The sequence below is a fragment of the Chitinophaga hostae genome, assembly GCF_018224885.1.
Classification (GTDB): Bacteria; Bacteroidota; Bacteroidia; order Chitinophagales; family Chitinophagaceae; genus Chitinophaga; species Chitinophaga hostae.
The window spans coordinates 887,648-900,843 of record NZ_JAGTXB010000001.1 but is presented as its reverse complement, the minus strand read 5'-3'; the positions used below and the strand labels follow the sequence as shown (position 1 = coordinate 900,843).

At 45.8% G+C, this 13,196-nt stretch carries 7 protein-coding genes; 1 reads left to right on the top strand and 6 read right to left on the bottom strand.

Annotated elements, in window-relative coordinates:
- Window positions 1–22: 22 nt before the first annotated feature.
- From KE626_RS03725 to KE626_RS03700, 6 genes are all read right to left on the bottom strand, one after another.
- Window positions 23–1,423 carry a SusD/RagB family nutrient-binding outer membrane lipoprotein gene (locus KE626_RS03725; RefSeq protein ID WP_211971524.1) on the bottom strand — a complete coding sequence of 467 codons (1,401 nt, stop codon included), beginning with the start codon at window positions 1,421–1,423 and terminating at the stop codon, window positions 23–25.
- A 21-nt stretch (window positions 1,424–1,444) separates the two neighbouring features.
- The gene (locus tag KE626_RS03720) at window positions 1,445–4,513 is read right to left on the bottom strand and encodes a SusC/RagA family TonB-linked outer membrane protein (RefSeq protein ID WP_211971523.1); all 3,069 of its coding nucleotides are present in this window, start codon (window positions 4,511–4,513) and stop codon (window positions 1,445–1,447) included.
- Window positions 4,514–4,847: 334 nt separating this feature from the next.
- On the bottom strand, window positions 4,848–5,576 hold the full coding sequence (locus tag KE626_RS03715; RefSeq protein WP_211971522.1) for a GNAT family N-acetyltransferase: 729 nt from the start codon (window positions 5,574–5,576) through the stop codon (window positions 4,848–4,850).
- A gap of 144 nt (window positions 5,577–5,720) precedes the next feature.
- Complete coding sequence (locus KE626_RS03710) at window positions 5,721–8,006, bottom strand: GH92 family glycosyl hydrolase (RefSeq protein WP_211971521.1); 2,286 nt, start codon at window positions 8,004–8,006, stop codon at window positions 5,721–5,723.
- Between the two features lie 153 nt (window positions 8,007–8,159).
- Entirely contained in the window at window positions 8,160–10,454 is a 2,295-nt protein-coding gene (locus tag KE626_RS03705; RefSeq protein WP_211971520.1) for a GH92 family glycosyl hydrolase, read from the bottom strand.
- Between the two features lie 267 nt (window positions 10,455–10,721).
- Complete coding sequence (locus KE626_RS03700) at window positions 10,722–11,738, bottom strand: LacI family DNA-binding transcriptional regulator (RefSeq protein WP_211971519.1); 1,017 nt, start codon at window positions 11,736–11,738, stop codon at window positions 10,722–10,724.
- A 270-nt stretch (window positions 11,739–12,008) separates the two neighbouring features.
- Between KE626_RS03700 and KE626_RS03695 the strand changes: the two genes are divergently transcribed.
- Entirely contained in the window at window positions 12,009–13,082 is a 1,074-nt protein-coding gene (locus KE626_RS03695) for a fatty acid desaturase family protein (protein ID WP_211971518.1), read from the top strand.
- The last annotated feature ends 114 nt before the right edge of the window (window positions 13,083–13,196 follow it).

The following is a 13,196-nucleotide window of genomic DNA, read 5'->3' as shown; positions in this document are numbered from 1 at the left end:
CTTTATGCTTTACGCCTTCTGCTTAATTCGCATCCCACCACAACCGGTCGTTCTGCGTTACCTGCTGATCAGGCTGAGGATTAGTCAGCAACTCATTAGCCGGATAAGGCCACCTGCGTGGAATCGCTTTTACTATTTCATCCTGGTAAGGTTTTAATAACGGATAACCGGTTCGTCTCCAGTCGTTATATATTTCGGGAGAAAGGAAACCGGCAACATACTTCTCTGTAATGATCTGCGCCAGGGCATTCGTCGCGGTTAATGCCGGCCTCGAAGCAATATAAGTTTGTACTGTATTCCCGGTAATACCCAGCATATTCATATGCGCCTCAATAGCTGCTGCGTTTACCGGACCGGCTGCCGTAGCTCCCTGTTTGATAAAAGTGGCTTCCGCTTTTATAAATAACGCCTCCGCATAAGTAGCCAGGTAAAGGCTGGCATCTGCACCGGCATAAAATTTATTGACAACGGAAAATGAGTCCGGATCAGCAGCTGGCGTAGCGCCTACTCTTCTTCCGGCATAATTACCTTTATTACCTTTGGTAGCCAAAACAGGCAAACGAGGATCCTTTCTGGCCACCAGCGAATCAATAAACGACTGGGCCATTACCACGCCGCCAGAAGCTGCACCGGTATTCATGTACCAGGGATTCTCCGCCTGTCCGCTGCCCGGATAAGCAATCAACGCATTGTCTTTGTTGTCCGTAAAGCCATGTTGTAAGGCCAACAGGGCCTTATCTGCCTGTTGTGCAGCAGTATGCCCCGGCGCTTTGGTTAAACGCAGGTAATACCGGGCTTTAAGCGTGTACACAAATTTCTTCCACTGATCCATATTTCCATTGTAGATATAATCATCATTACCCGGCTTTACTTTGCCTTCGGGCTGCTCCAGGTAATAAAGCGCGCTGTCGAGCATGTCCTGGATGGTATTGTATACTGCCTCTTGTTTATCATACGCCGGCTGCATCACCTCTGGTATTTTAAATGCCTGTGAATAGGGCACATTTCCCCACAGATCTGCAGCTATGGCCAGGTTATAGGCAAACAATGTTTTACCGATAGCCGCATACCCGTTGTGGTGCAGTTGCTCCGCCTGGTTAATCATCATATTCAGGTTCTGGAAAACATTGGGATACAGGTAATAGTTCCAGGTATTGTTTGCATCTACCGGGGTAATGGTATAGGATTCCAGGCTGGGCGAGGCCTGGTTGAGCGATAATTGCTGCATCCAGTAAGCGGTCACCGTTCCGTAGAAACCCCCGGTTACATTAGTACTCGTGGTAATTTCCACCGGGGGTAATATCTGCGCTTCCTTCACCTGCAATGGATTATTCGGATCTGTATTTACATCCAGGAATTTTTTACAGCCGGTTCCCAGTAAGGTACTACCAGTTACCAGGATCATTATCGTTATTTTTTTCATGTTGTACACTTTAATACTGTTTTAGAACATAACCTTTACACCGGCAATAATACTCCTGTTGGAAGGCACGGGAAAGTTGGAAAATCCTTGCCCGTTGCCGCTTCCATTCAGGCTTACTTCGGGGTCAGAACCGGTGTAGTTTTTATGCAGGATGAAATTGGTACCTGTGAGTGTGATCACTGCCGATTTAAAAAAAGAATTTTTCAATACACCGGCGCCAAAGTTATAACCCAGCGACACCTGGCGTAGTTTGAGGTAAGAGCCGTCTTCCACGCTGTTTTCGTCTGCCGCAGCGTAATAAGACTTATAATAGTTTTCATCCAGCACAATAGCTTTCGTATTCAGCGCATTGGTTTTCTCATTTACCCCCTGCAGCACCACGCTGCTTCCCCTGTTTTCTGTTCCTTTGGCGGTGCCGTAATAGAAAAGAGAACCATTATCCAGGTTAATAACATCGCCACCATGCTTATGGTCCAGTACAAATGAAAACGTAAATCCTTTGTAATTAAACTGGCTGGTAATACCGCCTGTCCATTTGGGAGTAGAGTTGCCGATAGGGCCGAACTCAGTGCTCACAATAGGATAGCCATTCTCCGTAAGCACCAGCTGATGCTGATCATTACGCACGTAATGATCTCCGTAAATAACGCCGTATGGTTGATTGGCATAGGCGAATATTCCGGGATTGGTAAACCCTGCCAACTGTATATAAGAAACGCCGTTTGCGAGGTTTAATACTTTGTTATCAATTTTCGTATAGTTGACACCGATAGTCCATGTGGCACTCTTTGTTTTTACTGGTGTAAAACCCAGTGTTACCTCTATTCCTTTGTTCAGCATATCGCCTGCATTGAGAGAAGCGGCATTGAAGCCGGTAGCTGCAGAAATTGGCGATCCGGGCGTTAGCAAATTGCTGCTTCGTTTACTGAACCAGGACACTTCCAGCGAGCCGCGGTTCTGGAACCACTTCGTTTCAAGCCCCACTTCAAATTCTTTCAGCGTTTCATTTTTTAAAGGAAAGCCATAGGTGGTGGTTAGTGCATACCCGTTTTCTCCGCGGAATGGAAACGCCACATTACCAACGCTGGCCTGGTACCAGGAGTTATTCAAAGAATAGGGCGATACGTTATCGTTACCCACCACGGAATACGATCCCCTTACTTTACCAAAATTCAAAAACCGGTTACCCTGCATATGCAGCGCTTCTGTAAAAATAAATCCTGCACTTACTGAGCCATAGGGATAGAACTGGTTATCGCGCGACAACACAGAAGTACCATCGTAGCGGCCTGTCAGCGCTAATGTGAGCATCCGTTTGTATTCCAGGTTAGCCTGTCCGTAAAAACCTACTTTACGGTACCTGTAATAACTGTAATTGGAAGATACCTTGGAAGCGTTACCGATATTATAAAGTTTATCGACAGATAAACCTACCCCCTGCACAAAAGAGTAATCATTATAGTTACTGAAGATATTATTTCCGACGAGGATGTTTCCCATCCAATTCTCGTTAAACTCTTTCCTGGCTTCCACCATCAGGTCATTGTTGAATTGCTGGAACTTAATATTACGTTGATATACCTGCCCCGTTATGGGTGTAGGGCCTGTATTGCCCCAGCCTATGGCCCCGGGTGCTTCGTGATAGCCGGTAGTATTTACATACATATCCGCACCCAACCGCTCTGTGATGGTTAGCCATGGTAAAGGATTATAGCTAAGCGTAACCACCGGTATAATGCGGTTGTTCTTATCCTGCAAACCGGTATTATCCAGTATCCAGTATGGATTATTACGTGCAGCCCGGAACAAACGTTGTGAACCATCTTCATTCACCGAAGGATGCGGATCCCAGGAAATAGGGGCGCCATAGACCGTCCACAATGGATTCACAAAATTATTCCCCTCCAGGTAGCGATGATTGTTTGACTGGATATAGTTAAACTGGGTGGTTAACTGCAGGTTACTCAACAGCTTCACACCATAGCGGGCAAACAGCGAATGCCTGGAATAATCGGTATTGGGAATAGTACCGGTTGTTTTCAGGTAAGAATAAGATACCAGGTAATTGGACTTATCTGAATAACCGCTTACGCTGATATTGTTATCAGAAGTATGCCCGGTTTTGAAAAACTCTTTAGCGGGATTATGTTTTTTTACCGGTACCCCGTTTACTTTCAGGGTATCGATCAATGGCCCCCAGGAAGAGGAACTGACACCGCCGTTGTTGCCATCTACATAAACGCCTCCTGTACCCTGTGCATATTTATCCTGCAATTCCGGAAGTATGGCATTCTGAAAGGAGTAGCTGCTGCTGAAAGTCACAGCGGGTTTATCTTTGACACCGGCGCCGCTGCCATTTTTTGTAGTGATAATAACGGCGCCACGGGCCGCGGCTGCGCCATACAACGCTGTTGCAGCAGCGCCTTTCAGTACCGAAATACTTTCGATAATATTAGGGTCTATATCACTGGCCCTGTTGGCAGTACCGCCGGAATATTCCGGCCTGTTAGGATTGCCTGATTCCGTATTATCCATCGGGATACCATCTACTACAAACAATGCCTGGTTGTTGCCCACCAGCGAGGTATTACCACGGATCACAATCCTGGCGGAGCTTCCCGGGATACCACTGGAATTCCCGATTTGAACACCGGCCACTTTTCCCGCCAAAGCATTCACCACATTGTCCTGTTTCGCCTCTGTAAGTGTGGCGCCTTTTATTTCCTGTACACTATAAGTAAGCATACGTTTGTCGCGCCTGATACCGAGTGCAGTTACTACCACTTCGTTAATATTCCTGGAATTATCCGGCAGGGAAATGATCAGGGGTGCTGTGCTGCCGGCCTTTGCAGTAGTGGTAGTATATCCCATTGCTGTAATGAGCAGGACATCGCCCTCTTTGGCGTTAATGTTAAAGGTACCGTCTGCAGCCGTCATTACACCGGTATTACGGCCTTGTATGTGAATAGATGCGCCCGGGATGGCCACACCTTGTTTGTCCACCACCTTCCCGGAAACGGTTGGTGATTGGGCGTAGGCAAAAGCTACCGCTAACAGCAGCCATGCTGCTATTGCAATTGTTTTTTTCATAAGAGTAGAATTTGTTGAGATTAAGCAGGTGGTACCATGTTTGCAAACGTGTGCCAGCCTACGTTGTAGACAACGCAGTAAAATGATTAATTAATAATGGAAAAGATTTTGTGTCTGATAAATTTTAGTTGCCTTTCGGCAGATTCATAACATTGTTTTGGTTCGATATGCCATGCATACCAACGTCCATCATACTTCCAGCCGAAGTATGGACAGATAGAATATGTTTGATATAAAAGTAAAATTAGGTCACATTCCCCGATGTGGTCACACCAGAATTAACCATTTATACGCAGATATTAACCACGCAGCAAAATGGGTTAATATACGCGCATTACCAGCTGCCAACCCGGTAATTCCGGATCTGGAACTGTTCTTCAAAGCCCATCTTCAGGTAAATACCAATCCCCATTTTTGAGGCCTGCAGGGTAGCATAGGCTGCGTTAAGACCAATAGCTTCGTTGAGTACATGCCCCATGATTTCGCGGGCGAGACCTTTGTTGCGCATTTCAGGAATCACCCCTACACCATGTATTCCTGCAATACCATCCCTGCAATGTAGAATAGCGGTACCGGCAGGTACGCCGTTATAATAAGCGAGGTAAAAATGCAGATCATTACAGGTGCTCATTAATATACCCGCGCCAATCGTATATCCAAAAGCCTGCGGGTACAAGGCAGCCCACAACTCAGCCTGCGCATTATCTGATATCCGCACATAGGTCAAACTGTTTTCTACGGTAAATGGCTGTTCCAGCTTTATAGACATCCCGGCCTGTTCAAAAGCCAACACACCACCTTTTGCAGCAATATATTCATCGGCGCCGCTGTTGCAGATATCAAAATAAGGGATGGTTGTTTTTGTTTCCCCAATTACTTCCAGTGCAGCATCCAATGCCTCCGGTGTTACATCGTTCCTAAACCAGAGGCGGTTAGGCCAGTCAGCGTTTTCTATACGGCAATAACTAAACAAAGGAGCGTCCACAAATCCATTGAATGGCGTGCCGGCAGTTTTCCACAGGGAAATGAGGTTGTCGAGGTTCGCTTTTATAATATCAGACATATCGCAATTTAGGATTTATCTGATTTCAAAAGAGCGGAAAGCGGAAAGCAAAAAGCAAAAAGCTATTGAGGCGAATGATATGAGCGGATATTATTTCCGCTTATATCATTCGCCTCAATAGCTTTTTGCTTTTTGCTTTCCACTTTATCCTTTCCTGGGTTTGGCGCCCATATAAAAGGTGAGTGTTCCGCCATTCATGATATCTGCATGAGTAATATACAGACGGTTTAAAGGAACGCCATTCAGTTGTACTTTTTGTACGTACACGTTTTTATCGCTTTGGTTTTTCACATCTACTACAAATGTTTTCCCATTTTCCAGCTGCAGGGTGGCCTTGTCAATAGCAGGGCTTCCCAACGAATACTGGTCAGCACCCGGGCATACGGGATAAAAGCCCAGGGTGGTGAAAATGTACCATGCACTCATTTGTCCGCAATCGTCGTTGCCTCCAAGACCGTCAGGCCCGGGGTGATACATTTTTTTCAGGATCATGCGTACACGTTCCTGCGTTTTCCATGGTTGGCCGGTCCAGTTATACAGGTAAGCCACATGATGCGAAGGTTCGTTACCATGTACATAGTTACCGATGATGCCGTCGCGGGTAATATCTTCCGTTTCAGCAAAATATTTATCAGGCAGCTCCATCGTAAACAGTGAATCAAGATGCGCGGTAAATTGTTTTTTTCCGCCCATCATGGTAATCATCTCATCGGGATTATGCGGCACATACAAACTGTAGTTCCAGGCATTGCCTTCAATAAAGCCCTGGTCGTGCGTTTGCAGCGCATCAAAACTGGCCTTAAAACTGCCATCGTTCAGCTTGGGACGCATGAAGCCAGTGTTGCTGTCGTATACATTTTTATAGTTACCGGAACGTTTAATAAACTCTTCATAAATATCGGACCTGCCCAATTTCTTTGCTACCTGTGCAATACACCAGTCGTCGTACGCATATTCCAACACCTTTGAAACGGAAGAACCATTCTTATCTTCCGGGATATAACCGCGATCTATGTAATACTCCAGGCCATCATAACTGCGATGACGGGCAGTGGTTACGCAGGCATCGAGTGCTTTGTTTACATCGAATGGTGCATTGCCTTTCATAATGGCATCTGCGATAACGGATACGCTGTGATAGCCGATCATACACCAGTTTTCATTGGCGTAATGCGCCCAAATGGGAAGCATGTGCTGCGCGCTTTGCTCATAGTGGCTCAGCATAGACCGGATCATATCGGCATTGCGTTTGGGCTGGATCACATTAAATAGGGGGTGCAGCGCGCGATAGGTATCCCAGAGGGAAAAGGTGGTGTAATTCGTATACCCGTTAGCGGTATGGATGTTCATATCCAGTCCGCGGTATTGCCCATCCACATCCATATAGGTTGTTGGATTTATGAAGGCATGATACATGGCCGTATAAAAGTTCTCTTTTTCCTCTTTGCTGCCGGATTCAATATGTATTTTATTAAGCTCTTTTGTCCACAATGCCTGGCCATCGCGTTTTACCTGTTCAAAGTCCCATCCAGGAATTTCTTCCCGCAGGTTTTTCAGGGCGCCTTCTGTGCTAACAGGCGACAGGGCAAGTTTTATCTTGATCTTTTCGCCGGGCGCCGTGTTAAAATCGAAGTAGGCGCGGATCTGCCTGCCGGCCATTTCAGGAAAATTCTTTGACTGATCAAATTTTCTCCAGAAGCCCTTGTACACATCTTTCGCGTTATTTTGCTGTCCGTATTGTACAAATGGTTTGGAGAATACCATGGCAAAATATTCTATTCTCGTACGTGCCCAACCGTTAGTTTGACGGAACCCGGTGATCAGGGTATCATTTTCCACCCTTATAAAGGTCCATACGTTTTTGTTGTCGTAGTTGTAGATGCCCGACATCATATCCAGGATGATATGCGCCTGACCCGTACCGGGAAAAGTATACTGATGAAACCCAACACGGTTGCTGGCGGTGAGCTCTGCCAGGATATTATCGTCTTCAAGCTTTACCTTATAATAAGCAGGTTCCGCTACTTCCGTGCTATGGGAAAAAGAAGAACGGTAACCGCTTTCCGGGTGGTCTGCAGTACCGGGGTTCAGCTGCAGCCGGCCAACGGTAGGCATAATCAAAAAATCGCCCAGGTCGGAGTGACCGGTACCACTGAAATGGGTATGACTAAAACCAACAATGGTTTTATCCTCATACTGATAACCCGCGCAGTATTTATATACGTCAGGGTTATACTTTCCATTCATTTCGTACGGGATGGTATCCGTTTCCGGACTAAGCTGCACCATTCCAAAAGGCACGGTAGCGCCGGGGTAGGTGTGTCCCATTCTTTGTGTGCCGGTAATCGGCTTCACATATTGTATAATATTTTCCTGTGCCATTGCGGGCACAGCAGAGGAAAGAAAGGCGGATAATAAAAATCTTCTCATATGGTTAGATTTAAGCAATTAGCTTTTGGCCTTCTTTTAAATATCCGCTGCATTCACTAAAAGCTAACAGCTAATGCCTAAAAGCTAGAAAAAGTACCTCCCGAAGAATCGGGAGGAAATATTTCAGTGAACAATGAAAAATCGTTTACAGGTCTATTTATTCGCTGTTGGTGAATAAGAATATGGGAAAGCAGCTGGTGCGGTTCCTCTTGATTTCTCAGGAGTGGCGCCCATTCTAAATTCCAGGGTGCCGCCTTTTTGCAGGTCCTGGTGGCTGATCCAGTTCCTCGAATAAGGCTGTCCATTTAAGGAAGCACTTTGCACATACAGGTTCTTTTCGCTGTTACCCGGTGCATTGATCACCATTTTCTTACCATCTTCCAAAGTCATTGTTAACCTGGAAAACAGCGGCGTACCCAGTACATACTGTTGTGTACCCGGGCATACCGGATAAAATCCCATAGCAGAAAATACGTACCAGGCGCTGGTTTGACCGTTATCTTCATCGCCACAATATCCGTCGGGAGTGGCTTTGTATAAACGGCTCATTACCTGGCGTACCCAGTATTGTGTTTTCCATGGCTGGCCTGCATAGTTATATAAATAGATCATGTGTTGAATGGGTTGGTTGCCGTGAGCATACTGTCCCATGTTCATGATCTGCATTTCGCGTATTTCGTGGATAACGGTGCCGTAATAGCTTTCATCAAATACCGGTGGCATGTTGAAAACAGAATCCAGCATCCTGGAAAACATTTTTTGTCCGCCCATCAGTGAAGCCAGTCCCTGTACATCATGAAATACCGACCAGGTATAGTGCCAGCTGTTTCCTTCGGTAAAGGCATCGCCCCATTTGAATGGATTAAACGGTGTCTGGAACTTGCCATCCTTGTTTTTTCCACGCATCAGTTTTGTTTCCGGGTCAAACAGGTTCCGGTAGTTTTGCGAGCGTTTTTCAAAGAGATCTGTTTCGCTTTTAGGACGGTTCAATGCTTTAGCCAGCTGGTAAATGGTAAAGTCGTCGTACGCATATTCGAGGGTACGCGCGGCATTTTCATTTACGTTTACATCGTAGGGCACATAACCGAGGGAATTGTAATATTTCACCCCGAGGCGGCCTACGGAGCTAAGCGGGCCTTCGTTTTCCGTATTTTTCAAGATGGCCTTGTACAGGTTGTTAATATCATAACCGCGGATACCTTTTAAGTAGGCATCAGCGATGAGGGAAGCTGAGTTGGAACCCACCATACAGTCGCGGTGACCGGGGCTGGCCCATTCAGGCAACCATCCGCTTTCGTTGTAAGCGTTGGACAAGCCTTCCATGATATGTGCGCTGAGAGAAGGATACATCAGGGTAAAGAAAGGATGTACTGCGCGGAAGGTATCCCAGAAACCGTTGTCGGTAAACATATAACCCGGCAATACCTGTCCGTTGAACGGGCTGTAGTGTACCACCTGGTTCTTTGCATCAATTTCGTAGAACTTGCGCGGAAACAGCATGGTGCGGTACAGGGAAGAGTAGAAGGTACTTACCTGTTCGCTGGAACCGCCTTCCACCGCTAATCTGCCGAGTTCTTTATTCCAGATATCCTTTGCTTTTTTGTAGGTGGCATCAAAGCTGTCGTTACCGATTTCACGCTGCAGGTTTAATTCGGCCTGTTCAAAACTGATAAAGGAAGAAGCGGTTTTGATGCTTACTTTTTCGCCTTTCTTTGTTTTGAAACCTACTACTGCACCGGTATGATCTGCCTGTAGTTCAAGCTTACCCTTTACCAGTACAGAGTCGTGCCAGGTATCGGCCACCGTAAACGGTTTGTCGAAAGTGATGATGAAGTAATTCTTAAAATTGGATGGTACGCCACCACTGTTTTTGGTGGTATACCCGATGATCTTTTGCTGTTCCGGTAATATCTTAATATAGGAACCATGATCAAAGGCATCTACTACTATATACGCGCTGTCGGTAGCCGGATAGGTAAAACGCAACTGGGCAGCCCTTTCTGTGGGAGTAATTTCTGTGGTTACATCGGGATCAGCGAGATATACGCTATAGTAATAAGGTTTGGCTATTTCTGATTTATGGGAAAACCAGCTGGCCCTGTGTTGTTGGTCAAACTTAACCGTGCCGGTAACCGGCATAACGGCAAACTGGCCATAGTCGTTAATCCACGGTGAAGGTTGGTGTGTTTGCTTGAATCCTCTGATCTTATCAGCGGTATATTGATAAGCCCAGCCATTTCCCATGGTATTGGTTTGCGGCATCCAGAAATTCATTCCCCATGGCAGGGCAATGGCAGGATAAGTATTCCCATTTGATAAGCTCACTTTGGAATCAGTGCCCATCAGTGTATTTACCCATTCCGCCGGCTCAGCTACTTTATTTACCGTTTGGCTATATGCGCCATGCAGACAAAATAAAGCGGCTGCTAACAGTCCAACTTTTTTCATGATTAGATATTATAAAAAAATAAAAATGATCCTTTCGCTAATGACACGCAAAATCTGGTGTAATATACCGTGAAATTTTTACAAAATCGATTTAGCACAGGTATAGAAAAAAAAGATTCAACGAATCCTTTTCCCTTATCTTTCAAAGCCGGTACTAAAAGTATAAATATTTTTTCATCATTTGCAAGTATTTGACGCTTTTTTTCCGCGAGATTACATTGGCCATCCGGCATAACCTATGCGCTCCCGTTACACCATCACCACCGCTTAGGCTGATCCCCGCAGGATAAACTTGCCGGGCAGCTCTACAGCATTCTTTTTTAAGGGCGTACTGTTTTTGTCCAGCTGGTGCATCAGCAGGTCTATGGCCGTTTTGGCGATACCTTCAATAGGTTGTTCTATCACAGAAATGCCGGGAGGGTATAAACGGAAGATATCGTGGTCATCAAAACAGAGCACGGCAATATCATCCGGCATCTTCAGCCCCATACGCGCCAGTACTTCCAGCCCCAGGATTCCCAGGTAGTTGGTGGAAAAAAAGATGGCTTCCAGCTCGGAGTTAGCCTCTATAAAATCCTGCAGCTCCCGGAGCGAGTCTTCCCGCTGCTTATGGTACTGCAGCTGGAGGATATGCTTTTTCTTCACGGGGATCTTATGATCTTTCAGGGCGGTTACATATCCTCGTAAACGTTCTTCTATCTGTATCAGTTTTACATCTACCATCACAAAGCCTATTTTGGTAAACCCTTTGCTGATCAGGTGTTTCATTCCCTGTTGTACCCCGTCAAAATTATTGATCAGTACATAGGGGGTTTTAATAGACGGAAAATAGCTATCCATCAATACTACCGGCTTATGCTGTTGTACCAGGTGCTGGATCTCCTTTTCCATACCGGGGGCTGGCGTAATCAGGTAGCCATCTACCATTTGCCTGCCCAGCATACGGATAAGTTCACCACCTTTTTGTGCATTGTTTTCGGTACTGCAGTATACCACATTATATCCCCGGCGCTCGGCCTCGGTTTCAATAGTTTTAGCCAGGCTGGCAAAAAAACTCCCGGAAATACTTTCTACAATCAGTCCCAGGGTTTTGGACTGACCGGTACGGAGGTTCACGGCCATCCGGTGGGGTTCATACCCCGATTTCTCGGCGACCTGCATGATCCTGGTAGCCACTTCATCCCGGATACGCATTTGTTTCCCCTTTCCGTTCAATACGAAAGAAACGGTAGAAGGCGCTACCCCGGCCATTTTTGCAACATCTTTAAGGGTTAATCTCTTCATGTATAGTGATTGGTTTTGGCATCAGTAAAACCAGCATTACAGGCACATTCCTTACAAGGCGACAGTTATAGTAAGACTGTTTCCCGCGCTGACAGCTACTCATTGGAACGGAAATTACAAAAATACCCGTAATTCCTACCAGGGAAGAAAAAAATGGTTATCTTTCAGTTGACCTATGCGGAATAATATATCTCCTCTGGGCACGTTATAGTAATTCACCGGTGCTGATTTGCCCACATTATTACAACTGTAGTAAATATACTAGTGCGTATGAAGTCTCTTTCTCAACTTACAGATCCAGTTTACGTAAAGCCTGACCATGAAACTAAACTTGACCGCCTTTTTAAAAGCTGGATCAGGGACGAACGTGATCTTCCTTTTGTGTACCTGACACTTAAAATTACTTTCACGTTGTGGCCACTGGCTATTATCATGTACATACCCGGTATGAACAACTGGATATGGTGGACTGCCGCCATCGCCTACCAGTTCCTTAACAACATCACCTTTAAGGGCCCTTTCGGGTTGATGCTCCATTGCACCAGCCATCGTGCCTTCTTCGAAAAAAAATACCAGTTCTGGAATAATTACCTGCCCTGGGCTATAGGTCCCCTGTTCGGGCAAACGCCTGAATCTTATTATTCCCATCATATCGGCATGCATCATCCGGAAAACAATATGCCGGATGACGACAGCTGTACCATGATCTATCAACGCGATTCCCTGCGCGGCTTCCTTTCTTACCTGCTGAATTTTGTTACTTTCGGGGTATACGATACCGCCCGCTATCACATCCGCAAGAAGAGAAATAAGCTGATGGTGAAGCTGGTAAGAGGCGAGGTACTCTTTATTGCCGCCTGTGTGGGATTATCCTTTATTAATTTCCCCGCCACCTTTGTGGTATTTATATTACCATTCATTATCTCCCGGGTAATTATGATGGTGGGCAACTGGGCCCAGCACGCCTTTATCGATGCAGAAGAGCCGGAAAACTCCTATAAAAACAGCATTACCTGTATTAATACAAAGTATAACCATAAATGCTGGAATGATGGCTATCATATCAGTCACCACGTAAAACCCAGCATGCACTGGACTGAGCACCCGGTATATTTTACCCAAACACTGGACGAATACATCGCCAATGATGCCATTGTATTCGATGGGATCCACTTCCTTCATGTGTGGGCCTACCTGATGGGGAAACGCTATGACCTGCTTGCAAAACATTTTGTAAACATCGGCGGACGTTTTAAAACGGATGCTGAGATTATTTCCTTCCTGAAACAACGGACACGCAGAATTACCGTAGTACAGGCGCCGGTGGCAGTAGCTGCTGCTTAGTAAAGAATTACGAATTGGGAATTACGAATTACGGGTTTTGTGGGTAGACAATAGCAAATAACCGATATTTGCCACTATCTACCCACAAAACCCGTAATTCGTAATTCCCAATTC

What these genes read in the sequence shown, in the direction of transcription:
- KE626_RS03705 (WP_211971520.1), bottom strand. Translation starts at nt 10,454, where the DNA reads ATGAAAAAAGTTGGACTGTTAGCAGCCGCTTTATTTTGTCTGCATGGC.
- KE626_RS03710 (WP_211971521.1), bottom strand. Translation starts at nt 8,006, where the DNA reads ATGAGAAGATTTTTATTATCCGCCTTTCTTTCCTCTGCTGTGCCCGCA.
- KE626_RS03720 (WP_211971523.1), bottom strand. Translation starts at nt 4,513, where the DNA reads ATGAAAAAAACAATTGCAATAGCAGCATGGCTGCTGTTAGCGGTAGCT.
- KE626_RS03725 (WP_211971524.1), bottom strand. Translation starts at nt 1,423, where the DNA reads ATGAAAAAAATAACGATAATGATCCTGGTAACTGGTAGTACCTTACTG.
- KE626_RS03715 (WP_211971522.1), bottom strand. Translation starts at nt 5,576, where the DNA reads ATGTCTGATATTATAAAAGCGAACCTCGACAACCTCATTTCCCTGTGG.
- KE626_RS03695 (WP_211971518.1), top strand. Translation starts at nt 12,009, where the DNA reads ATGAAGTCTCTTTCTCAACTTACAGATCCAGTTTACGTAAAGCCTGAC.
- KE626_RS03700 (WP_211971519.1), bottom strand. Translation starts at nt 11,738, where the DNA reads ATGAAGAGATTAACCCTTAAAGATGTTGCAAAAATGGCCGGGGTAGCG.